The organism is Amycolatopsis sp. NPDC039088 (assembly GCF_055598845.1).
This window is the reverse complement of record NZ_JBVKAE010000009.1, coordinates 127,985-154,629: the sequence shown is the minus strand read 5'-3', so window position 1 is coordinate 154,629 and position 26,645 is coordinate 127,985. Positions and strand designations below refer to the sequence as shown.

At 70.1% G+C, this 26,645-nt stretch carries 25 protein-coding genes; 8 read left to right on the top strand and 17 right to left on the bottom strand.

Going from position 1 to position 26,645, the window contains the following annotated elements; translation table 11 throughout:
* Window positions 1–138 precede the first annotated feature (138 nt).
* From ACZ7KI_RS14225 to ACZ7KI_RS14205, 5 genes are read right to left on the bottom strand one after another with little or no spacing between them, the layout of a single operon-like run.
* Window positions 139–1,905: an ABC transporter ATP-binding protein gene (locus tag ACZ7KI_RS14225; protein WP_470273556.1), complete on the bottom strand. Its 1,767-nt coding sequence runs from the start codon at window positions 1,903–1,905 to the stop codon at window positions 139–141.
* Window positions 1,902–2,333: a lasso peptide biosynthesis B2 protein gene (locus tag ACZ7KI_RS14220; protein ID WP_470273555.1), complete on the bottom strand. Its 432-nt coding sequence runs from the start codon at window positions 2,331–2,333 to the stop codon at window positions 1,902–1,904. Before ACZ7KI_RS14220 ends, ACZ7KI_RS14225 begins: the two co-directional genes overlap by 4 nt.
* Complete coding sequence (locus tag ACZ7KI_RS14215; protein ID WP_470273554.1) at window positions 2,330–2,587, bottom strand: lasso peptide biosynthesis PqqD family chaperone; 258 nt, start codon at window positions 2,585–2,587, stop codon at window positions 2,330–2,332. Before ACZ7KI_RS14215 ends, ACZ7KI_RS14220 begins: the two co-directional genes overlap by 4 nt.
* A complete protein-coding gene (locus ACZ7KI_RS14210) occupies window positions 2,584–4,428 on the bottom strand; it encodes a lasso peptide isopeptide bond-forming cyclase (RefSeq protein WP_470273553.1) in 1,845 nt (614 codons plus the stop codon). The genes ACZ7KI_RS14215 and ACZ7KI_RS14210 overlap by 4 nt, the downstream gene beginning before the upstream one ends.
* Window positions 4,429–4,449: 21 nt before the next feature.
* Entirely contained in the window at window positions 4,450–4,557 is a 108-nt protein-coding gene (locus ACZ7KI_RS14205) for a keywimysin-related RiPP (protein ID WP_470273552.1), read from the bottom strand.
* 244 nt (window positions 4,558–4,801) lie between these two features.
* Here ACZ7KI_RS14205 and ACZ7KI_RS14200 point away from each other — a divergent pair, with 244 nt between their 5' ends.
* Window positions 4,802–5,899 (top strand): alpha/beta hydrolase family protein, encoded by a 1,098-nt coding sequence (locus tag ACZ7KI_RS14200; protein WP_470273551.1) that lies wholly within the window; start codon window positions 4,802–4,804, stop codon window positions 5,897–5,899.
* On the opposite strand, the gene ACZ7KI_RS14195 is transcribed toward ACZ7KI_RS14200, so the two are convergent.
* Window positions 5,851–6,456, bottom strand: coding sequence for a TetR/AcrR family transcriptional regulator (locus ACZ7KI_RS14195; protein ID WP_470273550.1), 606 nt, complete (start codon window positions 6,454–6,456; stop codon window positions 5,851–5,853). The two genes, ACZ7KI_RS14200 and ACZ7KI_RS14195, sit on opposite strands and share 49 nt — an antisense overlap.
* A gap of 65 nt (window positions 6,457–6,521) precedes the next feature.
* Between ACZ7KI_RS14195 and ACZ7KI_RS14190 the strand changes: the two genes are divergently transcribed.
* On the top strand, window positions 6,522–6,947 hold the full coding sequence (locus ACZ7KI_RS14190; RefSeq protein WP_470273549.1) for an SgcJ/EcaC family oxidoreductase: 426 nt from the start codon (window positions 6,522–6,524) through the stop codon (window positions 6,945–6,947).
* A 32-nt stretch (window positions 6,948–6,979) separates the two neighbouring features.
* Here the strand turns inward: ACZ7KI_RS14190 and ACZ7KI_RS14185 are convergent, their stop codons facing one another.
* The 3 genes from ACZ7KI_RS14185 to ACZ7KI_RS14175 are packed head-to-tail and all read right to left on the bottom strand — an operon-like array spanning window position 6,980 to window position 11,754.
* A complete protein-coding gene (locus tag ACZ7KI_RS14185) occupies window positions 6,980–9,673 on the bottom strand; it encodes a bifunctional acetate--CoA ligase family protein/GNAT family N-acetyltransferase (RefSeq protein WP_470273548.1) in 2,694 nt (897 codons plus the stop codon).
* A gap of 2 nt (window positions 9,674–9,675) precedes the next feature.
* Window positions 9,676–10,848, bottom strand: a complete 1,173-nt coding sequence (locus ACZ7KI_RS14180) for an acetoin utilization protein AcuC (RefSeq protein ID WP_470273547.1) — start codon at window positions 10,846–10,848, stop codon at window positions 9,676–9,678.
* A gap of 57 nt (window positions 10,849–10,905) precedes the next feature.
* On the bottom strand, window positions 10,906–11,754 hold the full coding sequence (locus tag ACZ7KI_RS14175) for a sulfurtransferase (protein WP_470273546.1): 849 nt from the start codon (window positions 11,752–11,754) through the stop codon (window positions 10,906–10,908).
* 108 nt (window positions 11,755–11,862) lie between these two features.
* Here ACZ7KI_RS14175 and ACZ7KI_RS14170 point away from each other — a divergent pair, with 108 nt between their 5' ends.
* The 3 genes from ACZ7KI_RS14170 (at window position 11,863) to galE (ending at window position 14,834) form a co-directional block, all read left to right on the top strand.
* Window positions 11,863–12,582 (top strand): iron-dependent transcriptional repressor DtxR, encoded by a 720-nt coding sequence (locus tag ACZ7KI_RS14170; protein ID WP_081736173.1) that lies wholly within the window; start codon window positions 11,863–11,865, stop codon window positions 12,580–12,582.
* Entirely contained in the window at window positions 12,579–13,760 is a 1,182-nt protein-coding gene (gene galK, locus ACZ7KI_RS14165) for a galactokinase (protein ID WP_470273545.1), read from the top strand. The genes ACZ7KI_RS14170 and galK overlap by 4 nt, the downstream gene beginning before the upstream one ends.
* A 114-nt stretch (window positions 13,761–13,874) precedes the next feature.
* Complete coding sequence (galE, locus tag ACZ7KI_RS14160; protein WP_470273666.1) at window positions 13,875–14,834, top strand: UDP-glucose 4-epimerase GalE; 960 nt, start codon at window positions 13,875–13,877, stop codon at window positions 14,832–14,834.
* On the opposite strand, the gene ACZ7KI_RS14155 is transcribed toward galE, so the two are convergent.
* The 3 genes from ACZ7KI_RS14155 to ACZ7KI_RS14145 form a co-directional block, all read right to left on the bottom strand.
* Window positions 14,803–15,870: a DUF4192 domain-containing protein gene (locus ACZ7KI_RS14155; RefSeq protein WP_470273544.1), complete on the bottom strand. Its 1,068-nt coding sequence runs from the start codon at window positions 15,868–15,870 to the stop codon at window positions 14,803–14,805. The genes galE and ACZ7KI_RS14155 overlap by 32 nt on opposite strands.
* Before the next feature lie 151 nt (window positions 15,871–16,021).
* Complete coding sequence (locus tag ACZ7KI_RS14150) at window positions 16,022–16,876, bottom strand: M23 family metallopeptidase (RefSeq protein ID WP_470273543.1); 855 nt, start codon at window positions 16,874–16,876, stop codon at window positions 16,022–16,024.
* A 469-nt stretch (window positions 16,877–17,345) separates the two neighbouring features.
* Window positions 17,346–19,157, bottom strand: a complete 1,812-nt coding sequence (locus tag ACZ7KI_RS14145; RefSeq protein WP_470273542.1) for a Xaa-Pro dipeptidyl-peptidase — start codon at window positions 19,155–19,157, stop codon at window positions 17,346–17,348.
* A gap of 87 nt (window positions 19,158–19,244) precedes the next feature.
* Between ACZ7KI_RS14145 and ACZ7KI_RS14140 the strand changes: the two genes are divergently transcribed.
* Window positions 19,245–20,810, top strand: coding sequence for a DUF4139 domain-containing protein (locus ACZ7KI_RS14140; RefSeq protein ID WP_470273541.1), 1,566 nt, complete (start codon window positions 19,245–19,247; stop codon window positions 20,808–20,810).
* Window positions 20,811–20,890: 80 nt separating this feature from the next.
* Here the strand turns inward: ACZ7KI_RS14140 and ACZ7KI_RS14135 are convergent, their stop codons facing one another.
* From ACZ7KI_RS14135 to ACZ7KI_RS14125, 3 genes are read right to left on the bottom strand one after another with little or no spacing between them, the layout of a single operon-like run.
* Entirely contained in the window at window positions 20,891–21,322 is a 432-nt protein-coding gene (locus ACZ7KI_RS14135) for a CBS domain-containing protein (protein WP_061984114.1), read from the bottom strand.
* 29 nt (window positions 21,323–21,351) lie between these two features.
* Window positions 21,352–21,852 (bottom strand): hypothetical protein, encoded by a 501-nt coding sequence (locus ACZ7KI_RS14130; protein WP_470273540.1) that lies wholly within the window; start codon window positions 21,850–21,852, stop codon window positions 21,352–21,354.
* Window positions 21,849–22,781, bottom strand: a complete 933-nt coding sequence (locus ACZ7KI_RS14125) for a neutral zinc metallopeptidase (protein ID WP_470273539.1) — start codon at window positions 22,779–22,781, stop codon at window positions 21,849–21,851. Before ACZ7KI_RS14125 ends, ACZ7KI_RS14130 begins: the two co-directional genes overlap by 4 nt.
* Window positions 22,782–22,866: 85 nt before the next feature.
* Between ACZ7KI_RS14125 and ACZ7KI_RS14120 the strand changes: the two genes are divergently transcribed.
* The gene (locus ACZ7KI_RS14120; RefSeq protein ID WP_470273538.1) at window positions 22,867–24,885 is read left to right on the top strand and encodes a prolyl oligopeptidase family serine peptidase; all 2,019 of its coding nucleotides are present in this window, start codon (window positions 22,867–22,869) and stop codon (window positions 24,883–24,885) included.
* A gap of 78 nt (window positions 24,886–24,963) precedes the next feature.
* Here the strand turns inward: ACZ7KI_RS14120 and ACZ7KI_RS14115 are convergent, their stop codons facing one another.
* Together ACZ7KI_RS14115 and ACZ7KI_RS14110 are read right to left on the bottom strand one after the other, a co-directional pair.
* Window positions 24,964–25,278 carry a DMT family transporter gene (locus ACZ7KI_RS14115; RefSeq protein WP_465504342.1) on the bottom strand — a complete coding sequence of 105 codons (315 nt, stop codon included), beginning with the start codon at window positions 25,276–25,278 and terminating at the stop codon, window positions 24,964–24,966.
* Window positions 25,278–25,934 carry an FMN-dependent NADH-azoreductase gene (locus ACZ7KI_RS14110; protein ID WP_470273537.1) on the bottom strand — a complete coding sequence of 219 codons (657 nt, stop codon included), beginning with the start codon at window positions 25,932–25,934 and terminating at the stop codon, window positions 25,278–25,280. The genes ACZ7KI_RS14115 and ACZ7KI_RS14110 overlap by 1 nt, the downstream gene beginning before the upstream one ends.
* Window positions 25,935–26,026: 92 nt before the next feature.
* On the opposite strand from ACZ7KI_RS14110, the gene ACZ7KI_RS14105 reads away from it, so the two are divergent.
* A complete protein-coding gene (locus ACZ7KI_RS14105) occupies window positions 26,027–26,614 on the top strand; it encodes a TetR/AcrR family transcriptional regulator (RefSeq protein WP_470273536.1) in 588 nt (195 codons plus the stop codon).
* Window positions 26,615–26,645 lie beyond the last annotated feature (31 nt).

The window sequence follows — 26,645 nt, the reverse complement described above, 5'->3', positions numbered from 1 at the left end:
CAGTCGGTTGTAGATCATCTGAGCATCATCACCGGCCCATCCGAATAACCTATCCGACATCCCAGCGACCCATTCTCAAGAGCACTCGGTTGTCGCGACAGGGCCATCCGGGGGGATGAGCTGACCACAATCGGGGGATTATCCGGTGGACGCCGCTTCGGCAGGTACGCTTCCGGCAGACCCGTCATCGGACAACTGATTCTCGACGAGCCGCCGGTACAACGGACAGGACGCGGTGAGCTCGCCGTGTGTGCCGTCACCGGCGACCCTGCCCCCGTCGAGCACCAGTATCCGGTCGGCCCGGCGGACGGTGGCCAGCCGGTGCGCGATGATCAGCAGCGCGCATTCACGTCCGGCCCGCTCCAGCGCCATGGTCAGCGCTGATTCGTTGATCTGGTCGAGGTGCGCGCTCGGCTCGTCGAGAAGCAGCAGGTCAGGCCGGGTGAGCAGGGCACGGGCGATCGCGACCCGCTGCCGCTCGCCGCCGGAGAGCATGTTCCCGCGTTCACCTACCTGGGTGTCGAGCCCGTCGGGCAGACCGGCGACGAGCTCGGCCAGGTTGACCTTTTCCACCACCCGCGTGACTTCCTCCGCGCCGGCGTCCGGTGCCGCGTACACGAGATTTTCCCGCAGCGTGCCGTGCAGGATGGGCACGTTCTGGTCGACCAGCGCCAACCGGGAACGGCAGTCGGAAAGTGACATCCCGGTCAGGTCGACACCATTCAGCAGCACCGCACCGGAAAAGGGCTGATAAAAATTCTCGGCCAGTGAGAAAACTGTCGACTTTCCCGCCCCGGACTTTCCGACCATCGCCACGATCGTACGCGGTTCGACCCGGAACGAAACGCCGTCCAGCACCGTCCTTTTCCCGTAGGAGAATCGGACATCGCGGAATTCCAGCACCGGCGCGGACCGCGCGGGAAGCATCGGCGAGGGGGTCACCGTATCGTTTTCGACGGGCAGGAGAGAGGCCTCGTGCACCCGCTGCAGCGCGCCCATGCCGCGCTGGACGAGGCCGATTCCCTGGAGCAGGGAGATGAGCGGCACCACCAGATAGGTCGCGTACAACAGGAACGCCACCAGCGCGCCCAGCGAGGTCGCGTTCGCCGCCACCCGTGCCCCGCCGACGAGCAGCACCAGCAGCAGTGAGCCGCGAATGGCCAGCTCGACGGCCGGGGTCATCACCGAGGTCAGCTTGGCCGCCTCCACCCCCGCGGCGAAGGCCGACTCCGCCCGCTCACCGATCCGCCGCTCCTCTCGCGGCTCCGCCCGGTTGGCGCGCACCATCCGGATCGCACCCAGCGCGCGTTCGAGGTCCGCGCTCATCTCACCGACGCCGCGTTGCGTCCGCTCGCCCGCCGCGCGGAGCCTGCCGAGCAACGCGACCACCACGACGGCGGCGACCGACACGGTCGCCGCCACCAGGCCGAACAGCACCGGGTCGAGCAGCAGCATCAGCACCGCCGTGCCGAGTCCGGTCAACCCGCCCGCGACGAGCTGGACCGACGCGGTCGACACCACGTCGCGCAGCACGGTGGTGTCGACACTGAGCCGGGAGATCAGGTCGCCGAGCCGATGGTCCTCGTAGGCGGGCATCCGCAGCCGCAGCAGGCGCGCGATCAGCCGTCTGCGCACGCTGAGCACCACGCGTTCGCCCGACCGCTCCAACATGAACAAGCCGAGTCCGTCCACGGCGGCTTGGACGAGGAAAAGCCCGGCTATGCCCGCGATGAACCACCAGGAGAGCGGTCGCGTACCCACCGAGTCGATCCCGTGCCGGACCAGCAAGGGCTGGAGCATCCCCAGTCCGGACGCCGACACGGTGAGCACGATGGCCAGCGTCAGCACCCGGCGGTGGCCCGCGGTCAGCCGCAGCAGCTCCCGGAAGCCCGCCCGATCGCTCATCGGTCCTGATCCGGCGGCCCGACCGCGACGAGCCGCGCGAAATATTCGGCGGAGACCCCTTCCCCGACGGGCTGCCCGTCCACTTCGACCCAGGCGTGCGCACCGAACGGCGGCCGAACCCGGACGCCGGCGCACCACGTCGGCCAAGCACCGCGCAGCCTGCACAGCAGCGTGACCGCCAGCGACCTTGGCAGGCAGCCTTTCGGGCCGAGGCAGGCAAGACTGACCGCGAGCACCGCCTCCCTCGCGGCCTCCGCCTGCTCGTGGGTGGCGGGCCGGGCGCCGCGGCGGAGTACGCCGAAGACCGTCCGGATCCGGTGTGGCGGCAGCGTCGCGACCAACCTGGCCGCGGCGACCGCGAGCCGCGCGGCGAGCCGCCGCGCGAACGGCAGTGACCGCGGCCTGCTGAGCGCGCTCGGGGTGGTCACGGCGTCACCAGGCCCGCCGCGCGCAGCCCCTCCACCAGCGCGGTCACGTCCTGCTCGGCACGCTCACGCGAGACGTCGTACTCCTCGATGAGCGCGCCGGCCGCCTCTTCGCTGTCACCGCCTTCGAGCAGCGTCCGCACGACGATCCGGCCACTCGGGTTGAGCTGGAAATACCGGCCCTTGCGCTCGTCGAGCAACACGGACCCATAGTCCGTGTCCACAATGGACACGTTGGCGCGGAAGGCGAGACTCATTTCTCCTCCAGAGAGAGCAAGGGCTTCGAGAGCGTGCGCAGCCAGACCTCGCAGCCGATGGTCGGATACAGGATGCCGTCGCGAAGCTCCGGTGTTTCGGGCCGCGACGCCAAGGCGCTCAACCGATTCCGGTCGACGAGGCCGAGCTCGGCCAGCCGCGAGTCCGCCCACAGCTCGCGCAGGTCGCCCCGGCTGGCCCGCAGACCCGCCGCGGCGTCCATCGACGCCTGCGCCTTGCTGGTGCGGGCCAGGCATTCGCCGGGTACCACGCCGCGCATGGCTTCGGTGAGCACCGGTTTGTACGCCCACGGCGTCACGCGGTCGTCCGGCCTGATCGACAGACAGGCCTCGATCACCCGATCGTCGAGGAACGGCGACTGGATCGGCAGCCCGGCCCGCGCGCTCATCTGCTCCCACTGCCGGATGATCCGCGTGCAGGACAGGATCTGCTCCAGGTCCGCGTGCTCGCCCCTGGTCTCACCGAGCGGCTCCGCGGCGAGCGCCGCGTCGCGGATCGCCGCGCTCGCCAGCTCTTTCGCCTCCGGCGTCGCCCAATCGAACAACCGGGGCGGAACGCTCCAGCCCAGCGCGGCGGTCACCGGTGCGGTCTTCGCCGCGCGGACGTCGGCCGCGGCGTCCGAGAGCCACCGGCGGTACGAACGGGAATCGGCCAGCGCACGGACCATGCCACCGAGCGGCCAGGTGAACAACGCGCGGAACCCCCGGAGCGCGCCCAGTGCGAACAACGGGCGGCGCCGCAGAATCGAGTGATAGTGCGCTTCGGAGCACCAAGCGACGTGATCGCCGCCGATGCCGGTCAGCCGGACCCTGCTGCCCTTGGCCGCCAGCGGCGCCAGATCACTGAGCAGCCTCGCCCTGTCCATCATCCCGATGGTCGGTTCGTCCAGCGGATCGTCGATTTCGAGCAGGCCCGCGTAGACCAGCGGAGACGCGGCGACGTCCCACACCGCATGCTCGACCTCGGGCAGATGCGCCGCCGCGCGCGTCGCCCAGGCGAGGTCGTCGTCGGCCGGGTCGAGACCCGGCCAGGTGCTCGCCACGATCTTCGCGTCGCCACGGGCGGCGAGGAAGGTCACCGAGGTCGAATCCAGGCCACCGGAAAGGTCGCAGGCGACCACACCACCGGCGGCCGTGCGCGCGTCCACCGCGGCGGTGAGCGCTTCCCGCACCAGCGGCGCGCCTTCCGCGAGCGAGCGTTCCGGGCGCGGCGGATCCCACCACCGCACCGTGCGGGCGGCGAGGCCGTCCGGGGCGAGCACCAGCGCACTGCCCGGCTCCACGCCGTGCACCCCACGCCACATCGGCTTGTGCAGCAACGGATGCGGGACCGGGAACAGCAGCCGGACCGCGAGCATCCGCTCGTCGATGTCCGCCCCCGCCGCGTGGGCGAGGATGTCCGCGCGGTCGGCCGCGACCACCGCGCCACCGATCCTCGTGTGGTGGACCAGCCGCAGCCCGGACGCGGTGCCCTGCACCCGGCAGTGCCCGTCCACCGAGGCCACCAGGTGGAAGCTGCCCGGCAGTTTCGCCGCCAGCGCGTCGAGCCCGCCGGGATCGCGCAGCCGCGCGGCCGCGATGGTCAGCTCCTTCTCGGTGACCGGGCAGCAACCGATCACCGCCAGCCTGGTCCGCCCCGCCGTGGCCACGACGATCCCGTCGTCCGGCCACCGGCCGGTCAGCCACGGCCGCCCCGACGCGTGGGCGAGCGTCCGGGACCCAGGTGCGTGCAACCGCGGGGCCACGGCGAGGGCGGCTTCGTGGTCGGGAAAGACCGCGAAGTACTCCTCGCCGTGACCCAGCGTGTCAGCGATTCGACGCATCGACGCAGACGGTCAGCGCGTTCAGTTCTTGCTGAAGATCAGCCGGTCGTTGCCGTGCCTGGAGAGCAGGCCGGTGACCTCTTCGAACTCGCCGGCCTCGATCAGCATGGGGGTCTCGTATTCCTTCATGGCATTTACCTCTCGTCGGTTTACTTCGGTCTGGGCGTGCACGCGCCATCACCGAACGTAACAAGGGGTTCGCCGGTTCTACAGCGAACGAAGCTTCCGGAACAGGCAACTGCCACAAGCGGCATTCGAACTGCGAAGTCAATGGAGCAACGAGGTGACCCTGGCCTGCCGAGACCGATCCCAGGGGTGGGACCGGTGATCTTCCCGATGCCCCGGCACCGGCCCGCTCCCTACGTTCGGTGCCATGAACCGAACCACGCGCCGGATCGGCGTCCTGGCAACCACTCTCGCCCTGCCCGCCGTCCTCCTCGCGCCGCCCGCGTCAGCGGCGGCCGTCCGCTTGAGCCTGCCCGCGCCGACAGGTCCGTACGCCGTCGGCAGCACCGACCTCCATCTGATCGATCACTCACGCCAGGACCCATGGGTTCCCAGCCTCACGCGGGAATTGATGGTCACCGTGCGATACCCGGCACTGTCGAGCGGAAAGCCGAAAGCGCCGTACATGGCGCCGGGTGTCGCGAAGGTGGTGGCCGAGGGAGACGCCGTCAAACTGGGCATCGGCCCGGAGCAGCTCGACTACCACTTCCCCACCAACGCCCGGATCGGCGCGCCCGCGATCGGCGGCAAGCGACCTGTCGTGCTGTATTCACCCGGGGGCACCTTGTCGCGTTCGCACGGCACCACGCAGCTGGAACAGCTCGCGAGCGAGGGCTACGTCGTCGTGGCCATCGACCACACCCACGAGGCGGAAGCCGTCGAGTTCCCCGACGGGCGCGTCGCGAAGAAAGCCTTGCCGCCGTCGAGTATCGAGGTGTCGAAACGCGTGATCGAGACCCGCGTACAGGACACGCGCTTCGTCCTCGACTCGCTCGGCCTCGACCGCGTCGGCATGTTCGGTCACTCCGCCGGCGGGTTCACCGCGGGCGAAACGATGGTGACCGACCGGCGGATCGTCGCCGGGGCGAATCTGGACGGCAGCATGGCCCACTCGCAGTCACAGCGGATCTTCGGCCGCGTCGCCGACGAGGGCCTGGACCGTCCGTTCCTGCTGATGAGCGCGGGCGACCACAGTGCCGCGTCGGACGCGTCCTGGCAGGAGTTCCTCCGCAACCAGCGCGGTTGGACCCGCGAAGTGCGGCTGCCGGACGGTGAACACTTCAGCTTCACCGACTACCAGACGCTGTTGCCGCAGCTGGGCAACGCTCCGGCCGCGTTCGTCGGCACCATCGACCCGGTGCGGAGCGTCGCCACGCAGCGCGCTCAGCTCTCGGCTTTCTTCGGTAAGACGCTGCGTCATCGAAGCAGCGAAGCGACCAGCGTGTCCTTGAGCCAGGCTTCGTAGTCGTCGTGACTCCACCCGGCTTCGGTGACGAGGCTGGTGTGGACGTCGGCGCTCATCAGGGCGACGGCGATGTCCGCTGCCCTGGGCACCACGGCGCGACTGCCGTTCCGGACCCGTTCGATGACCATCTCGACACCGAGCCGGTTGCGCCGCGCGCCCTCGGCCTGGGTCGCGGCGATATCCGGGTCGACGGCGGCCCCCGAGCCCAGCATCGTGACGATGTCGCCGCAGCGTTCCCGGACCTGACGCGCGACCGTGGCCAGCAGGCCGAGCAACGCGACCGGATCCTCGGTCCGCTGCGCCTCGGCGACGAGGTCGGGAATCCCGGCCTCGTCATCGAGGAGGTCGACGAGCCCGCCGAGGACACCGGCCTTCGAGCCGAAGTGGGCGTAGATGGTCTGCGGGGAAACCCCCGCTTCCTGCGCGATGAGGCGGATCGGCGTCCGCGCGTACCCGCGATCGGCGAAGAGGCCGCGGGCCGCCGTCAGGATCGTGCGCAGCGTCAGCGCCTCGCGGCGGTCGCGCAACCGGACGATGCCGGGAAGATCCGCTGCCATGTATGCTCCTCGAAAGTTAGAACATTGTTCCAAGTACTGGACCGCCGTTACAGGAGAGGATAGCGATGACCACCGAGGAGATCATCACCGAGCTGGAACGCGCCTGGAACGCGGGCGACGGCACGGCGTGGGCCGCGTGCTTCGCCGAGGACGCGGACTTCGTCGACGTCGTCGGCCGGATCCAGCGCGGCCGCGCGACGATCGCGCGGGAAAGCCAGAACATCTTCGACACCATCTATCGGGGCAGCACGCTGGAGATCCGCCAGGTGTCGAGCCGTCCGCTCGGCGGCGGGATCGACCTCGTGCACACCGCGACCAGGCTGTCCATCCCCGCCGGTCCGCTGGCCGGGGAAGCACGGGCGGTGCAGACGAAGCTCGTCCGCGACGGCGAGATCGTCGCGTTCCACAACACGATCCGGGGCGATATCGCGACATTCACCGACCACGACGCGGAACTCGCCGCCCGGTCGCCCCAGGAGTGGGATTCCTGACCGGCGCCGTTCCGACCGGCGTGCTCCCGGGGTCAGGCAGGGGCGTTGATCGGCCGCAGCCGCCGCGGCCCGGTGTCGGGGCGGGTCGGCGGCGGACCGAGCACGATCCGGGCGTTGGCGACGAACGCACCCTCTGGGGAGGCCAGGATCGGGTCGAGGGTCATCGAACGAACCTCGGGGTTGTCCTCGGCGAGGGCGGCGACGCGCAGCACGATGTCCTGCAACGCGGCCAGATCCGCCGGTTCGTCACCGCGGTAGCCGGTGAGCAGCGGCGAGGTCCGCGGTTCGCGCAGCAGGGTGGCGGCGTCGACGTCGGTGAGCGGGACGGCGCGGTAGGCCCGGTCCCCCAGCAGCGTGCTGACCAGCCCGGAGAGACCGAACGACACGAGCGTGCCGAACGACGGGTCGTCCTGCAGGCCGATCACGCAGGACAGGCCCTTGGGCGCCATCCGCTGGACGTAGACGTCTTCGTCGCCGGAGGTCTCCCGCAGATCGAGGTACGCCCGGCGTACTCCGTCCACAGAGGACAGGTCGAGCCGCACCCCGGCGAGGTCGGGCCTGCCGCGGAACCGTTCGTCGACGGCCTTGAGGGTGACCGGGAAACCCAGCTCTTCGGCCGCTTTCACCGCTTCGTCCGCCGACGTCACGACACGGAAGGGGACGACGTCGATGCCGTAACAGCCCAGAAGCCGGACCACGTCTTCGTCGGAGAGCAGTGTCGTCTTGCCGTCCTCGCTCGTCAGCAGTTCGTTGACGATCACCTGCGCCTGCTCGGCGTGCAGCCCCGCCGGCCGCACCAGGTTGCCCTGCGGCCGCTGTCGCCAGGCGGCGTAGCGCACGACGCGAGCGAGCGCGTTCACCGCGCGTTCGGGGCTGGGATAGGACGGGACCGAACCCCGTGTCGGCACGCCGTCCTCGGACAACACGGCCAGTTCGTCCGGCACGCCCTCGACGGCGAGGAAGGTCGACACGATCGGCTTGTTCTCGTCCATCTCGACGACGACCTCCCGCAAGGCGCGGGCGTAGGCCGTGCCGGGGATGGCCAGAGGTGGCACGAAGACCACGACGAGCGCGTCGGTCTCCGGGGAGTTGAGTGCTTCGCGCACGGCAGAGGCGAACTCCTCCGGGCTCGCCTGCGGCCCGACGTCGACCGGATCCGAGGCCAGTCGCAGGCCCTGCGCCCGCGCGGTGTCGGCGGCCAGCAGCCCGATCGCGCTGGAATTGCCCACGATGCCGATCCGCGGCCCGGCCGGCAGCGGCTGGTGGGCGAAGACCAGCGCGGTGTCGAAGAGTTGCGCGAGGGTGTCGACACGGACGACGCCTGCCTGCTCGAACAGGGCCTGCACGCTGGACTCGTCGACCTCGGCCGAGGTCGCGGCGAGTTGCGGGCGGACCGCGTGCCTGCCGGATTTCACCGCCACCACCGGCTTCGTCCGCGCCAGGCGCCGCGCGAGACGCGCGAACTTGCGCGGATTGCCGAACGATTCCAGGTACAGCAGGACGAGGTCGGTCGCCGGATCGGTCTCCCAGTACTGCAGCAGGTCGTTGCCGGAGACGTCGGCCCGGTTGCCCGCCGAGACGAACGTCGAGAGGCCGAGCCCGCGTGCTTCGGCGTCGGCGAGGATCGCGGTGCCGAGCGCGCCGGACTGGCAGAAGAACCCGGTGCGGCCGCGGGCGGGCAGACGCGGCGCGAGGGTGGCGTTGAGCCGGACCGAGACGTCGGTGTTGAGCACACCCAGCGCGTTCGGGCCGACCACGCGCATGCCGTGCGCCCTGGCCTCCCCGACCAGCCGCAGTTCGGCGTGCAGCCCGTGCGGGCCCGCCTCGGCGAATCCGCCGGAGACGATCAGGAGGGTCTTGACCCCCTTGGCCAGCGCACCGTCCAAAACGGACTCGACGGCTTCGGCGGGCACGGCGACCAGCGCCAGGTCGACGTCCTCGGGAATGTCCACAACGGACGGATAGGCGCGCACGCCGCGGACGGACTTGTGTTCCGGATTGACCGGGTAGACGGTGCCGGCGAAGTCGGCGCTCAGCAGGTTGGTGAGGGCGACGTACCCGATCTTCGTCGGATCGGTGGACGCGCCGATCACCGCGACCGACTTCGGGTGCAGCAGGTTGTGCACGCTGCGCGCCTCGGCGGCCTGCTCCCTGGCGCGGGCCACCGCGAGCGACTCCTCGGTCGGGTCGATGTCGAACTCGAGGTGCAGTACGCCTTCCTCGATCTCGCGGCTGACCTGGTACCCGGCGTCGCGGAACACCCGGACCATCCCCGCGTTCTCGGCGAGCACTTCGGCGACGAAGCGGCGCAAACCGCATTCCGAAGCGGCGGCGGCCAGATGCTCCAGCAGGATCGACCCGAGGCCGCGGCCCTGGTGGGCGTCGTCGACGACGAACGCGACCTCGGCCGACGGCCCTCGGTCGAGCCGTTCGTAGCGGCCGACCGCCACGATGTCGTCGCCCAGCAACGCGACGAAGGCGACCCTGTCATGGTGGTCGACGACGGAGAACCGTTCGAGGTCCCGCTGCGGGATCCGCGGATAGGCGCCGAAGTACCGGAAGTAGCGGGTGCGTTCGGACAACCGGCCGTGGAAGGCGACGAGCCCGTCGGCGTCACTGGGGAGCACCGGTCGCAGATGGACCGTGCCCCCGTCGGAGAGCAGGACGTCGGCCTCCCACTCACGCGGGTAGTCGAAGGCGGCGAGCCTGGCGTCCTCAGTGGTCATGGTCAATCCCTCGGATCGTCCGGATCGAGGCCGTGCAGCGGGAAGATCGCGCGGCGGGTGTCACGGATGGCGATGTCGACCGGCTCGTCCGCCCCGTCTCCCCACGGGACGAACCCGGTTTCCCGGTCGTCGGACATCCGGGGCGGGATCTCGGCGTGCGGCGCCGCCCTCGAGATCGACGCGACCCAGTTCGGCGGCAACGCCGTCGCCGGGTCGACGTCGCGGTCGAGCACGGTGGCGAGCAGATGGGTCCAGGACCGCGGCACCACCCGGATCAATTGGTAGCCACCGCCGCCCACGGCGAGCCAGCGGCCACCGGCGTGCGCCTCGGACAGCTCGCGAAGCCGCCGGTAGATGGCGCGATGACCGTCCACCGAAAGCGAGAGATCCGCAAGCGGGTCTTCTTCGTGGGAATCGACGCCGCATTGGGTGACGAGGATCTGCGGGCGGAACTGCTCCAGCAGCGACGGCACCACCGCGTCGAACGCCCGCAGCCAGCCACCGTCGCGGGTACCGGGCGGCAGCGGCAGGTTGACCGCGGTGCCCTCGGCGCCGTCCTTGCCGGTCTCCGCCGAGTAACCCGTGCCCGGCCACAGCGTGAACGGGTGCTGGTGCAGGGAAACTGTCAGCACCCTGGGGTCGTCGTAGAACGCCGCCTGCACACCGTCGCCGTGGTGGACGTCGGTGTCGACGTAGGCGATGCGGTCGAACCCGTGGTCCAGCAGCCACGAGATGGCCACCGAACAGTCGTTGTAGACACAGAAGCCCGACGCCTTGTCCGGCATCGCGTGGTGCAGCCCGCCCGCGATGTTCACCGCCCGGGTCGCCTCGCCGTCGGCGATCTTGCGCGCGGCCAGCAGCGTCGAGCCGACGACCAGCGCCGACGCCTCGTGCATGCCGGTGAACACCGGGTTGTCCTCGGTGCCGAGCCCGTGCGCGAAATCCGCACCGGTCATCGGAGCCTGCCGGACCGCCTCGATGTACTCACCGACGTGGACGCGGCGGAGTTCGTCGTCGCCGGCGGGACCGGGGACGAGCAGTTCGACACCGTCGAGCACGCCGAGTTCGGTGGCGAGCCGGATGGTCAGCTCGAGCCGCACCGGATTGAACGGATGCTCGCCGCCGAGGTCGTAACCCAGCAGCGAGGAGTCCCATACGACGGCCGGTGCTCGCATGGTCCGAACTCTAGTGCCCGAAAGCGGCTCGTGCCCCGTGCCGGACCCGCCCGCGCGTCAGCCCGGCAGCTCTCCGGTGGCGACCGGCCGCTCCGGATCACGGGACCAGTGCGACCACGAACCCGCGTACAGCGCCGCGGGCTTCGGGTGGCCCGCGACCTCGAGCGCGAGGACGACGGACGAGGCGGTGACGCCCGATCCACAGTAGACACCGACCGGGGTCTCCGGCGTCACGCCGAATCCTTCGAACCGCTCGGCCAGTTCCGAGGCGTCGCGCCAGCGGCCGTCCTCCGCGACATGCCCGGAGAAGGGCGCGTTGACCGCGCCCGGGACGTGCCCGGCGCGCGGGTCGACCGGCTCGGTCTCCCCCGTGTACCTCTGCTTGGCCCTGGCGTCGAAGAGCAGCCCCTCCCTGGCGAGCGCGGCGGCCTCGGCGGCGTCCAGTACCGGCATGCCGCCCGGCTTCACGACGATGTCACCCTCCTCCGGCACCGGGACCTCGTCCGTGACCGGCCGTTCTTCCTCGGTCCAGGCGGCGAACCCGCCGTCGAGCACGGCGACCTCGGTGTGCCCGGCCCAGCGCAGCAGCCACCACGCCCGGGCGGCGACCGAACCGTCGGCGTCGTCGTAGACCACGACCGGGTGCCCGGCGCGGACCCCGGCCGCCCGCAGATGCCGCTGCAGGGTCTCCGGCTCCGGCAGCGGATGACGGCCGCCGTCACCCGGCTCTCCGGCGAGGGCGGTGTCGAGATCCATATACACCGCGCCCGGGAGATGTGCCTCACGGTAGGAATCGGCGCCGGGCGGGCCGGCGAGCCGCCAGCGGACGTCGAGGACTACGGAGCGTGCCGATTCCGGCCCGGAAAGCTGCGCGGCGAGTTCGACGGTGGTGATCATGGGGCGCATACGCCCATCTTCCCGCGTCTGCCGACGCCAAGACCAGCTTGGGGGACTTTTCCCGCCTCGGGGCTTGTTCTCCCCACGCCTGCGTCGCTGTCGGTGCCAGCGACTACGATGAGCAACGCGGACGAAGGGGACAGCGTGAACGATCTCATCGACACCACAGAGATGTACTTGCGTACGATCTACGAGCTCGAAGAAGAGGGTGTCGTCCCGCTGCGGGCCCGGATCGCGGAGCGGCTGCAGCAGAGCGGCCCCACCGTGAGCCAGACCGTCGCCAGGATGGAACGTGACGGGCTGGTCGTCGTCGCGGACGACAGGCATCTGCAGCTGACCGAACACGGTCGTGAGCTCGCCATCGCGGTCATGCGCAAGCACCGGCTGGCCGAGCGCCTCCTGGTCGATGTGATCGGCCTCGAGTGGGAGCACGTCCACAACGAGGCCTGCCGCTGGGAACACGTGATGAGCGAGGCCGTCGAGCGCAAGCTGGTCAAGCTGCTCGACCACCCCACCACGTCCCCCTACGGCAACCCGATCCCGGGACTGGACAAGCTCGGTGACGGCGATCCCGCCCCACCCGCCGAGGCGGATCTGGTGCGGCTCGACGAGTTCGCCCGCACGGGCGGCGGCGAGGTCGAGATCCGGCGCATCGCCGAACACGTGCAGCTCGACGAGCTGCTGATGACCGAGCTCAAATCGGTCGGCATCGTGCCCGGCGGCCGGGTCAAGGTCGGCAAGGCCGCGCCCGGCGGAACCATCGAGGTCACCGGCGGGGACAACACCGCCCAGGTACCCGTTTCGGCGTTGCACGCCGTGCTGGCGCAGGCAAGGTGAGCGCCGCGTCCGAGGCCGCGGCGACCTTCCGGACCCTCCACGACCGGGCTCCGGCCGGGGTCTGGTCCGCGCCCGGCCGGGTGAACCTGATCGGTGAGCACACCGATTACAACGACGGTTTCGTGCTGCCGTTCGCCCTCCCGCACCGGCTCGCCGCCGCGGCGAGCCCGCGCGAAGACGGCGTGCTGACCGTGGCGACCCTCGGTTCGGACGGCCGCGTCCAGGAATCAGGGCCGCTCACCATCGCCGATCTGCGGCCCGGCACGATCGAGGGGTGGGCCGCGTACCCGGCCGGAGTCACCTGGGTCCTGCGGGACCAGGGTCTCGGCAGTGGCGCGGACCTGGTGATCGCGGGGGACGTGCCCTCCGGCGCCGGTCTGTCCTCGTCCCACGCGCTCGAATGCGCCGTCGCGCTCGCCCTCCTCGGGCTGGCGGGCATCACTCCGGCCACCGGCGCCGGTTCGCCGACCCTGCACGAGGTGGCCCGCTGGGTGCAGCGTTCGGAGAACGACTTCGTCGGGGCGCCGACCGGTCTGCTCGACCAGACGGCTTCCTTGTGCTGCACGGAATCGAACGTGCTGTTCCTCGACGTGCGCTCCGGTGAGCTGGAGCAGGTGCCGTTCCCGCTGGAGGAATCCGGCGTCCGGATCCTGATCATGGACACCCGCACGAAGCACTCGCACGCCGAGGGCGGCTACGGCGAACGCCGCCGGGGCTGCGAGCGCGCGGCGGAACTGCTCGAGGTGAAGGCGCTGCGGGACATCGACGTCGATGGGCTGGACGCCGCGCTCGCCAAGCTGCCGGACGACCTGGTGCCACTGGTGCGGCACGTGGTGACCGAGAACCAGCGGGTCCTCGACACCGTGGACCTGCTGCGCGACGGCCGGATCGCCGAGATCGGCCCTCAGCTGGACGCCTCGCATGTCAGCATGCGCGACGACTACCGGATCTCCACCGACGAACTCGACCTCGCCGTCGCTTCGGCCCGTGAAGCCGGGGCTCTCGGCGCGCGGATGACCGGTGGCGGCTTCGGCGGTTCGGCGATCGCCTTGGTCCGGGAGTCCGATGTGGACACTGTGGGCCGAGCGGTGAAGGCCGCGTACGAGGCGGCGGATCTGCGCCACCCCAGGCTGTTCACCGCGGTGCCGTCGCGCGGTGCCGGTCGCGACGAGCTTTAGCCGCGACACCCCCGGGCGCGTGGGGTGCCCGGGGGCGAGGACACTGTGGAGCGACCGCATCCGCAGCAGAAAGGCGCGAACGTGACCGACGAACCGACCAAGACCCTGAAACTGATGGTGACGGGCGGAGCCGGTTATGTGGGCAGCGTCTGCGCGGCCCGCCTCATCGAGGCCGGGCACGACGTCACCGTGGTCGACGACCTCTCCACCGGGCACGCCGACGCGGTGCACCCGGACGCCACCTTCGTCGAGGGCGACGCCGCCGAGGTCGCGCGGCGCGTCCTCGGTGACGGCTTCGACGGTGTCCTCCATTTCGCCGCCAAGTCGCTGGTCGGCGAGTCGATGACGGATCCGGCGAAGTACTGGGAGGGCAACGTCCTGACCTCGCTTCGCCTGCTCGAGGCCATGCGTGACCACGGCACGAAGCGGCTGGTGTTCTCCTCGACCGCGGCCACCTACGGCGAGCCCGAGTCCTCCCCCATTCCCGAGTCGGCGCCGACCCAGCCGACGAACACCTACGGCGCGACGAAGCTGGCCATCGACCACGCGATCACGTCGTTCTCGCGCGCCCACGGCATCGCCGCGGCGAGTTTGCGCTACTTCAACGTCGCCGGCGCTTACGGCTCCTTCGGCGAACGGCACGCCACCGAGACTCATCTGATCCCCCTCGTTCTCCAGGTCGCCACCGGGGACCGCGAGCGGATCCAGATCTTCGGTGACGACTACCCCACCGCGGACGGCACCGCCATCCGCGACTACATCCACGTGGTCGACCTCGCCGACGCGCACCTGCTGGCCCTGCGTCACGTGGTCGAGGGCGAACACCGCATCTACAACCTCGGCAGCGGTACCGGTTTCTCCGTGCTCGAGGTGATCGAGGCGTGCCGCCGCGTCACCGGTCACGAGATCCCCGCCGCGGTCGCGCCGCGCCGGGCGGGCGATCCGTCGGTGCTGGTGGCCTCCAGCGCGCGGGCGGGCGACGAACTCGGCTGGAAGCCCGAGCGCACCGACCTCGACGGCATCGTGGCCGACGCTTGGGAGTTCACGCGGACCCGCCGGACGGCTCGAGGCTGAGCACGTACCGCGGCCCTTCCTCTCGCTGCCGCAGAACGATCCCGGCCACTTCGGACGGCGCCAGCATCGAGTCCAAAGCGACTGTCAGCAGCCTGGCCAGCCCGTGTTCCGGATCGACTGCGCAGGCCCTGGCCAGCGCCATCCCGGCGACGGTCAGGTCACCGCGGGCGTAGGCGGCGTGCGCCTTCAGGCACAGCGCCTCGGCGGATTCCGGTTCGGGTAACTCCTTGGCAAGGCGGAGCCAGAGATCTTCCGCGGCCCTCGCCAGCGGCGAATCCGCGGGGGCGGCGGTGAGCAGGCAGGCACTCCTGACCTCGACGAGGGAAAGCGCCCAAGCCAGCCGGACGGCCTGATCGTCGGTGATCGCCCCGTCGCCACGCGCGACGCGGGCGAGCGCGGCGTTCACTTCGGCGAGCCCCGCTTCGACGACGGGCTCGTCCGCCCAGGGCGGATCGGCCAGCCTGTTCAGGAGGTCGGCACGCCGGGCGAGTGTTTCCGGCGGTCCGGCGTCGAAAAGGTGCTCCAGCTCCTCCCTGCTCTCGCGGGTGATGTGGCCGTCGCTGGTGACGATCGCGGCGATCACCGACTCGCGAGGGTCGGGCAGGACGCCGCCGCAGGTCGTATCGCGGTAGCACCCCCATGGCACGCCCGCGGCGATCCGCGGCACCCACAGCGGGTGCAGCAAGGGGATGCCGAACTCGGCGAGCGAGGATTCCAGGCGCCGGACGAAGCGGCGGCGCGGTGGCCGCCCTGCCGGGTTCAGGGTGCCACCGCCGATGACGGCGACGGTGGCACCGGTATGCGCGGTCGCGGAGAGGCGGGCCGCGAGGTCGAACGCCTGGTCTTTCTCCAGGGCGGGCGGCGGGAGGTCCACGCGCAGGGTGAGGCCCTGCCGCTTGCGGTCCGGCCCTCGCTGCCCGAAGACGACGACGGAGTCCTCGGGATGGAATCCGAGGATGTACGGGATCGCGGCGAGCAGGTCCGCCGGATCCTTCAGATCGACCTTGGTCCTGCCGGTCGGGGTGGTTGTGGTCATGCCCCCACCCTGCGGCGGGAATGGGGCCGCCGGGTGGGGGCATGGCAGATCTGTGGACAACCGGGACCGTTGTGGACAACCGCCCCCGGGACCGGGCGCGGGAACGCCGATCCTGTCGGTGGGGTGGTCTACAGTGCCCGGCCCCGCGGGGTCAGCCGCAGTGCTCGAACGGGCTCTCGTAGGCGTTCGACCCGACCGAGCCACCCCACTTCACGCAGGTCGAGTCGGCCGTCTTCTTCACCGGTCCGGCGTAGTAGGTGAAGCTGCCGGAGTCGGTCACGCGAGCCGAACCCTGGACTTCGAGGAACGCCGACACCGGCGAAGCGGTGCCGAGCGAAACCGCCTTCAGCGTGGTCACGCAGTTGGCCTTGGTCGAGGCGTTGTAGAGCAGGTACGCCGTGCCCGAATTGTTCGCGAGCCCCTGCGAGTCGACCACCGAGAAACCGCTGCCGCACACCTCCGTGGCCTCGTACGGGTTGCCACCGCACGAGTTCTTGCTGGTGAAGTCGGTGTGGCCGTAGTACGGCACCGCGACGCCGTTCAGCGTCGCCCTCTGCGCCACACCGTTCAGCCGCTCTTCGAAGTGCAGGTGCGGACCGGTCACCCCACCGGTCGACCCCGCGGTACCGAGCTGCTTGCCGAGGCTGACGGCCTGCCCGACCGAGACCGACTGAGTCGACAGGTGGGCATAGCGGGTGGTCCAGCCACCACCGTGATCGACCTCGACCCAGCGCCCGTAGCTTGTGCTGCCTTCGTTGGCGACCCGGGAGACGGTGCCGCCCGCCGAGGCCAGCACCGGCATGCCGGTGATCCCCGACTTCTGGAAGTCGACCGAGTTCGCCGGGCTGTGCCCGCTGAACGTCGCGGCCGTGACCGTCACGCCGCATTTGAACGGGACCTGGAAGTTCGGGGCGGCCGACGCCTGCGACGTCCCGGCCAGGGTCAGGCCGAGGGCGGGAAGAACGGTGGCCGCGGCGAGCACTGCGAGGCGGCGCAACCTGGACATGGAGACCTCCATCAGCTGGGAAAGCCGGACACGTCGAAGCAAAGCCGCAGGAAATACATTTTCCATACAAGCCCGCTACCGGGTGGGTGTTTTCCGCCCTCTGCCCCGAAGGTGTGACTGGTGGTGCTGCTGAGGCTCGTGACGCTCGTCCGCGACGGGTGAGGGGAACTTTGAGGGACTCAGAGTCCCTCAAGGAGTCCTTCACGGCCAGGCCGCTACCTGGCACACCCGCCGCAGGCACCTGGCACACCCTTGGCCAGAACCCGAATCGCCGCGCCACTCTGTACGCGAGTCCGCGAAGGCCTCCTTCCCTACCTTGAAAGTCAGGGTCGCGGCAAAGTCGCAGAGTTGCTGGTCGGCACTGTTCTTGGTGGTCCGGATGTGGCATCGCTGATGCCCGCGGGGTCCGAGTGTGGAGGATTTGGGACGGTGAACGTCCCAAATCCTCCACACTCGAGGTACACCGGGTTCAGCCGAAGGCGGCGCGCAGCGCGGGCTTCCCGCCCGCCACCGGCAGCACCACGGTGGTCCGGTTCAGTTCGAGCGCGATCCCCGCCCCGGGCTTCGGCCGGAGCGTGTAGTCGTGGTCGCTGGAGGCCAGCAGGAACTCGATCTTGTGCCCGGCCGCGAGCAGATAGTCCTTCGCGACCAGTTCGACCTCGACGCGGTAGCTCTCGCCGGGGGTGATCGGATCGGTACGGGCGGGGTCGCGGCGGTTCTGCGGATCGGTCCAGCCGCGGCTGATCACCTTGGCCGTACCGTCCGGCGCACGGTCGACGAGCACCGCCGTCACGTTCGCGGCGGGCTTGTCGAAGGACACCGACAAACCGGCCTTCGCGGTACCGGCGAGGCGTACAGGCTGCTTCGCCGCGGAGGTCGAGTACAGCAGCCGGTTGCCCGACGACGTCGCGTCGGCGAGCTGTTCGATGGTCTTGCTCGCGTCGTCGGCCAGCTTTTCGACGGCGGGCTTGCCAGGAACGGGGTTACGCGTGTCGAGCGTGCCCTTCGAGGAACCACCGGGCCACGGGTAGAGCTTCACGTCCTGGGTGCCGGGCAGCGGCCACTCTGGCTCGTCCACCCACGACTTGTCCTCGCGCTGGATGGTGGCCTTCGGCTCGCGCTCGATGCCGTTGTCCACGTCGTAGAGGTAGTGCGACATCCACTTGTTCAGCGTGGTGAGCCAGACGTCGCGGCGGAGGCTGTACGGGTCGGCGTGCCCGGACTGGTGCAGCCAGATCTTGTGCTCGACGCCGCGCGCCTTGAGCATTTCGTACCACCGCGTGCCCTGGTCGGTCTTGACGTTCCAGTCGCCGAGGCCGTGCACCACGAGCACCGAAGCGCGCACCTTGTTCACGTCGTTGCGGTAGTTCCGCACGTCCCAGAAGCGGCTGTAGTCGCCGGTCACCCGGTCCTGGTCGACAGCGATGCTGTCGATCAGCGGACGGCAGACGGCGCGGTCCTGTCGCGTGTAGACGTAATCGGCGAGCACGTCCGCGTCCTCGCCCTGGAAACCGCCCGCCGCGACGACGGCGCCGTCGTTGCGGTAGTAGTCGTACCAGCTGGAGATCGCCGCGATCGGGACGATCGTCTCCAGCCCTTCGACGCCGGTGCTGGCCACGGCGTTGGGCAGCGTCCCGTTGTAGGAGACGCCCATCATGCCGGTCTTGCCGGTGCTCCAGTCCGCGACCGCGGCCTTGCCCGCCGCGTCCCGCGCCGTCGTGCGGCCATTCAGCCAGTCCACAATGGACTTCGCGCCGATGGTCTCGTTGACGTCGCCGGTGCTCGGGCAGCCGGTGGACTGGCCGCTGCCGAGCGATTCGCCGTACACCACCGCGAACCCACGGGCGGTGAAGTAGTCCTGGTAGCGCCAGCTGATCGGCACCGCGTTCGGGCCGACGGTCTTGGTCGCGATCCGCGGGCCCGCGGGGGCACGCTTGGCGCCGGGCACGTACAGCTCGACGTCGACGTTGTGGTTCGCGACGTCGTTGCCGCCCGCGTAGTACGGACTGGCCTGGTAGACGACCGGGACCTTCATCCCCTGCTGCGTCGCGCGGGGCCGCACCACCTCCGCGTGCACGAGGTCGTCCTCGCCGTCGCCGTCGCTGTCGACCGGCGCGGTGACCCAGACGTTCTCGCGGATGACGTCGGCCGGGTCGAACACCGGTTGCGCCTGACCATCCTTGAAGACCGGGGCCGGTGGCGTATCGGCCTGAGCCGGCAAGGCCGTCGCCGGCAGAACCAGGACGGCGGTGAACAAGGCGGCGAGCCGGGCGACTCTCACGTGACCCCCAAAAACGGGCATGGCGGGCAGGACTCCGCTGAGGTTTCCGGCCACCCGAACAGGTGTCAAGAGACTAACGTCGGGGGCATGCCGAGCACCGTGGAAGCCCCGATCGTCGCCGTCACCGTCTACCCGCACCACGCCCGGATCACGAGACGAGCGTCGGCACGCCTCGACGGGGAAACCCGTTTCGCGTTCGAGGGCCTGCCGTGGAACCTCGACGCCGATTCGGTCCGGGTCACCGGTGCCGGTCCGGCGGTCATCGCCGGGGTCGACGTCGCCGTCGAGCGTCATCCCGTTCCCGCGGACGCCGCGCTGCGGGCGCTGACCGAACGGCGGCGCGCCGATCAGGCCATGGTCGACGAGGTCGCGGACGCCGTCGCCGCGGAGACCGCGAAGGTCGATCTGCTGACCGGGGTGGCGGCACGGAGCGGCAAGAGTTTCGCGAAGGCGCTCGCGGCGGGCACGGCGGAACCGCCCCGGGTGGCCGAAGTCACCGACGCGCTCGGCATGCAACTGGCCGACGCGCTGGGAAAACGCCGCGAGCTCGGCGTCCGGCTCGCCCGGCTCCGCGACGATCTCGACGCGCTGGACCGGGAGATCCAGTCTAAGCAGGGCCTGTCCGAAGTGGACAGCGCGACGGTCACGGTCGAGCTGGAGAGCGGGGAGCACGGGGCGGAGATCGGGCTGGAACTGTCCTATGTGGTCGCGAACGCGAGCTGGGAACCGGGCTACGACGTCCGTGTCCGCGGGGAGGACGTCACGGTGACCTGGTACGGGCGGATCACCCAGCACACCGGTGAGGATTGGCCCGAATGCGAGCTGGCCCTTTCGACCGCGCGCCCGGCGAGCACGGTGGAGGTGCCGGAGCTCGAACCGTGGTTCCTCGATCGCGTGCGCCCGGTCCAGCCACCGATGGCGCGTGCCGCGTACGGCAGCGCGTCGCCCGCGGGCGGCGGGTTCCCGGAGTCGGTGGCCATGGCCGAGCCCGCCGGGCCTCCGATGGCGATGCGGACCGCCACCGCCGAAGAAGGCACCACCGCGGTCACGTACCGGCCAGGTCGCCCGGTGGCGGTGCCCTCGGGCGCGCAGGGCCATCGCACGACGCTGGCGCAGCTGGACCTGACCGCGAAACTGGGCTATGTCACCGCTCCGGCGCTGTCGTCGGAGGCCTACCTGCGGGCGACCGTGGTGAACACGTCACAGCACACACTCCGGCCGGGGAAGGCGTCGGTGTTCCACGAGACGGAGTTCGTCGGCACCACGCGGCTCGACGTCTGGGCACCGGGTGAAGAACTCGAACTCGCCCTCGGCGTGGACGACCGGATCCGGGTCGAACGCGAACTCGCCCATCGTTCGGCGAGCAAGGCGACGCTGTCCGGCGTGCGTAAGCGCGAGGCTTCCTACACCACGACGATCACCAACCACAGCCCTCGCGAAGCCGTCGTGACCGTGCTGGATCAGGCGCCGGTCTCCCGCGACGAGGCGATCACGGTCCGGGAAGTCCGCGCGGTGCCGGAGCCGGTGGAGCGGACCGAGCTGGGCGAGTTCACCTGGCGGCTGACGCTCGCCCCGGGCTCGAAGACGGTCGTGACGCTCGGGTACCGGGTGGACGTCGCGAAGGGGGTCGAGCTGTCGGGGTGGCGGGAGTAGGTCCCCGGAACACCATGAAGGGTCCTTTCCTTGCGAAATTTGCAAGGAAAGGACCCTTCATGGCACTCGTCGGAGCGGAATCAGCCCTGAGAGATGTAGGCCTCCAGCTGTTCCTGGCTCTTCTCCAGTTGTTCCATCCGCGTCTTCACGACGTCGCCGATGCTCACGATCCCCGCGAGCCTGCCGTCGACCAGGACCGGGACGTGCCGGATGCGGCGTTCGGTCATCAGCACCGACAGCTGGTCCACCGAGTCTTCGGGGGTGCAGCTGGCGACCATCTTGGTCATGATCGCGGCCACCGATCCGTCGAGCAGCTGGGGCCCGCGTTCGTTGAGCCGTCGCACCACGTCCCGTTCGGAGACGATCCCGACGATCCCGCCCTCGTCGTCGACGACCACCAGGGCCCCGACGTTGTGCTCCGCGAGTCTCTCGAGCAGTTCGGTGACGTTCGTCTCCGGCGAGACGGTCGCGACGGCCGCCCCCTTGTTCCGCAACAGATCGGAAATCCGCATACGCGCTCCTCCCGGCTGGGTGACCTGAGTCACTCCAGGTTATGGCCTGACCGCCATGGGCGAAAGTCCGGAGAGTCCGATTCGATACCCAGCCTGGTCGCGAGCGCGTCGTACGCCTGGATGATCCCGGTGCCGTAGGGGTCGTCGCCCAACGCGCCGAGGGTGCCCCGGCCCAGCTCCCACTGGGCCTTCGCGGCCTCGTGATCACCGAGTTTGCGGTAGTCCTCGGCGAGGTTCAGGTGCAGCGACGGATAGAACCCGCGTACAGCCAGCGTCGCGTGATACTCCTGTGCGCGTTCGTCGGTCAGCGAATCCGCGGCCGCGAGCGCGCGGAGATCCCAGGCGAGTTCGTCGGCCGGGTCGTCGCAGACGTCGGCCATGTAGTGCGCGAGCGCGCATCGGTGCAGCGGGTCGCCATCCTCGCCGATCCGCTCCCACAAGGCGGCGAACCTCTCACGCGCACCGGCCCGGTCCCCGGAGATGTGCAGCTGGAGGCCGGTGTGGATCTCGGCCATCACGTCATCGGTCATTTGACGTCGGCCGCCGGCGCCGCCCAGGTGTTGCACGCCGAGGTCGCCTTCGCGGAGAACCCGGCCTTCGCCCACTTCAGCTGATTGCGACGGCTGCCGTGGGTGTCGCTGTCGTCGGTGCGGCCGTAGTCGGCGAGCGCCGCGTTGGCCAGTGAGGTGCCGATCGACCCGCGCCCGGCGGCGGCCGCGAGGGCGAGCGCGCCGAAGCAGTTCGCCTGCAGCTCGATGCGGCGGACGAGTTCCTTGTCCGCCGGGGTGTCCTCGTCCGGGGAGGACATCTTCTCCGCGGCCGCCGTCAGGATCCCGCTGGACCGCTGGACGTGGTGCCCGTACTCGTGGGCCATCGTCGCGAGGTGACGCGACCGTTCGAGACCGGCGTCGCCGAGCATCCATTCGGTCGGCGCGTAGATCGTGGTGTCGCCGCCGCAGTAGTAGGCGACGGCCTCGGTCTCGCTCGGCGCCTTCCCGCAGGCGCTGGTTTCGGGCAGCGTCACCTGGACGGTCGCCGTCAGCGCCGGCTCGTTCGCCTGGTCCAAAGCCGGTTTCCAGGCTTCGGCGAGGCAGGAGGCGAAAGTCTTGTAGTACATCTCCAGCTTGGCGGGGTCACGACTGATCGCCGGGAGGCGGCAGGTGACCGCGCCGAGCGCGACGCCTTCGGCCAGCAGCGGGTTCGTCTCCAGTTCCCGCACCTCCTTGGGCGCGGGTTTCGCCTTCCCGGCGGGCGCCTTGGCCACTTCCGAGGTGAGCGCGTCGGCGGCCGGGAGGGCCTGGCCGTCGATCTTCCGCGGTCCGCTCGCCATCGCCATCCCTGCCGCGGTCAGGACGGCGACGATGAGCAGCCCGACCACGGCGGAACCCGTTTTGCGGGGGCTTTCGGGGCGAGGCGGGGACGGCGCGAACGGTCTGGGTACCTCGTCGGTGCCGGTCATGGTCTCCCCCAAGCGTGCGAGCCATCAGCATACGGAATGCCACACCTGGTGGCGCCGGAACGGAGAGCCCGGCGAGACTGTGGGCATGAGTGACGAGGACCCGTACCTGTGGCTGGAAGACGTGACCGGCGAAGAAGCGCTGGACTGGGTGCGAGCCCGCAACGCCGAAGCTCTGGCGGAACTGGCGGAACTGGCGGGCGGCGGGCGGTTCGCCGGGATCCGTGACGAGGTCCGCGAGGTCCTCGACGCCGACGACCGGATCCCGTACGTCCGGCGCCGCGGCGAGTATCTCTACAACTTCTGGCAGGACTCGGCCAATCCCCGCGGCCTGTGGCGCCGCACCACCCTCGAGCAGTACCGGCTCGACGCGCCGGAGTGGGAGCTCCTGCTCGACGTCGACGCGCTGGCCGAGGCCGACGGCGAGAACTGGGTGTGGCAGGGGGCGGCCGTCCTCCGGCCGGGTTATCAGCGCGCGCTGGTCGAACTGTCACGCGGCGGCGCCGACGCGACCGTGGTCCGCGAGTTCGACCTCGACGAACGCCGGTTCGTCGAAGACGGGTTCTTCGTGCCCGAAGCCAAGACCCGGATCGGCTGGATCGACCGCGACCGGGTCTACATCGGCACCGATTTCGGCGCGGGGACGCTGACCAGCTCGGGCTATCCCAGGCTGGCGAAGGAATGGCGGCGCGGCACCCCGCTCGAAGAGGCGACCGTGGTCTTCGAGGGCAAGCCGGACGACGTCTCGGTCTCCGCCCACCACGACCCGACCGAGGGGTACGAACGCGACTTCGTCTACCGGTCGATCGACTTCTACCGCACCGAACGGTATCTCCGGACGCCCGGCGGCCTCGAACGGATCGAGGTCCCCGAAGACGCTCAGACGTCCTCACACCGCGAATGGCTGCTGATCCGGCTTCGCTCGGACTGGACCGTCGACGGCACCACTTACCAGTCCGGAACCTTGCTCGCATCCGGCTTCGACGCCTTCATGGCGGGCGAGCGCGGCTTCACGACACTCTTCACGCCCGACGCGCACACGTCGCTGGAGTACTGGGTGTGGACACACAACCACCTGTTGCTCTCGACGCTGTCCGACGTCCGGACGGAGCTGCGCGTACTCACGCCCTCGGAGAACTGGAGCTCCCAGCCGCTCGCCGGCGCCCCGGAGCTGGGCACGGCCCAGATCATCGGCACCGACCCCGACGTCAGCGACGAGTACCTGCTCGACTCCAGCGGCTACACCCAGCCGTCGACACTGAGCTACGGGCACGTCGGTGGTGACGTCGAAGTCCTCAAACGCGCTCCCGCGTTCTTCGACAGCGAAGGCATGACGGTCTCGCAGTACTTCGCGACGTCGGAGGACGGCACGAAGATCCCGTACTTCGTCGTACGTCCCTCCGGTGCCGAAGGCGGGCCGACGTTGCTGACCGGCTACGGCGGCTTCGAGGTCTCACTGACCCCCGGCTACAGCGGCGTGATCGGCCGCGGCTGGCTCTCGCGCGGCGGGACCTACGTCGTCGCGAATATCCGCGGTGGCGGCGAATACGGGCCCACCTGGCACACCTCGGTCACCAAGGCCAAGCGCTACAAGGTCTACGAGGACTTCTCGGCCGTCGCCGCCGACCTCGTCGAGCGCGGCATCAGCGAACCGGGCCGCCTCGGCATCCAGGGCGGCAGCAACGGCGGGTTGCTGATGGGTGTCATGCTGACGCGGTACCCGCACCTGTTCGGCGCGATCGTGAGCCAGGTACCGCTGCTGGACATGAAGCGGTACCACAAGCTTCTCGCGGGCGCGTCCTGGATGGCCGAGTACGGCGACCCCGACGACCCCGACGAATGGGACTACATCGGGAAGTACTCGCCGTACCAGAACGTCCACAGTGGACGCGCGTACCCGCCGGTCCTGTTCGTCACCTCCACCAGGGACGACCGGGTGCATCCCGCGCACGCGCGCAAGATGGTCGCGCGAATGCTGGAGCAGGGGCACGACGTGCGCTACCACGAGAACATCGAAGGCGGGCACGGCGCGGCGGCCGACAACGAGCAGCTGGCGTTCAAATGGGCGCTGGTGCTCGAATTCCTGTGGGAGAAACTCGCCTCCTGATCCCTCGCCCCGGAGGTCATGAGGGGTCCCCATAGGACGAAAACTGTCCTACGGGGACCCCTCATGACAGGCCCGCGGTCAGGCGGTGACCCTCGCCAGCACGACCCCGCCCACGATCAGCCCCATCGCGGCGAACCGCCCGAAGCTGAGCGGGTCCTTGTGGACCACGACGCCGAACACGATCGCGCCCACCGCGCCGATCCCGGTGAACACGGCGTACGCGGTCCCCACCGGGACCGAATCCATCGCTTTCGACAGCAGGTAGACCGCGGCGACACCGAGCACGAAACACAGCACGGTCGGCCACAACCGGGTGAAGTTCTCCGTCGGCTTGATGCTCTGCGACCAGGCGACCTCGACGACTCCGGCCAGCAGCAGGATTCCCCAGCCCATCAGGCTTCCCTCCCGGCCGAGGCCAGCTTTTCGGCCGTCTGCAGCGCCAGGTCCCGCGACGCGCCCCTGTCGGGATCGCGCGGGCTCAGCCTCGGGTCGACGAGCGCGTTGGTGAGTTCGGCGTGCAGGAACGTCACGTCGTGGACGTCGTAATGTCCGGCGAAGAAGTCACGCAGATAACGCTCGTGATGGTCGACCGGCTCGCGCGGCGTGCCGGGCAGGTAGGTGCCGCCCCGTGCCCCGGCGACCACGAAAGCCTTGCCCGCCAAGGACATCTTCGGGAACGTGACCTGGTCGATCCACAGCTTGAGGGTCGCGGGGATCGAGAAGTTGTACATCGGCGCCCCGATCAGCACGACGTCGGCGGCGAGCAGTTCGGCCAGCAGCGGCTCGATGATCGCCCAGGCCTCACGCTGCCCGGCCGTCTTCACCACCGACGCGTAGCCGGCCGGATCGGTGATCTCGCCGGTGAGGAGGGCGTCGCAGATCTCGGTCCATGCCTGCCCGATCGGTGGCACCGGTTCGGCCGCCAGGTCGCGGTAGGTGTAGTCCGCGCCGGGGTGCGCGGCACGCCAGACGTCGGCGAAGCGAGCACTCAGCTCGCGGGAGAACGACGCGCGGCGGGCACTGGAGTCGAGGTGGAGAAGGTGGCTCATCGGGCCTCCCGGACCAGGAAGTGGACACGGCGTCCACTTGCTTCGCCGGGTACAAGTGGACGAGGCGTCCGGATATTCCCTAGGCTGCGGACATGCCGACAGAAGATCTGCTCGCGAACGGTCCGGGACGGGAACGAGCCGATGCCGCCCGCAACCGCGCGAAGATCCTGAAGGCCGCCGAGGAGCTCTTCGCCGCCCGTCCAGCCGCGGACGTCACCATGGAGGACATCGCCAAGGCGGCCGGTGTCGGCCGCGCCACGCTGTACCGCCGCTACCCCGATCGCTCGGCGATCGCCGTCGCCCTGCTGGACGAACACGAGCGGGAACTGCAGGAGCGACTGCTCACCGGCCCTCCCCCGCTGGGACCCGGCGCGCCACCCGCCGAACGGCTGGCCGCGTTCTACGCGGCGATGACCGGTTTGCTCGACCGGCACGCGCATCTCGTACTCGGCACCGAGGTCGGGCATTCGCGGTTCACCACCGGTCCGTACCGGCTGTGGCGCACCCACGTCCGCTTCCTCGCCGAGCAGGCGGGCGCGAAGGATCCGGACGCGCTCGCCGACATCCTGCTGGCGCCGCTCGCACCCGAGGTGTTCCTCCATCAGACCGGCGAACTCGGCCTGAGCCCCGAACGGATCACCGAGGCGCTGAAGGAGCAGGCGCGGCGGGCGTTGTCCTGATCGACCCGGCGCGGGCCGAAACCTCGTGATC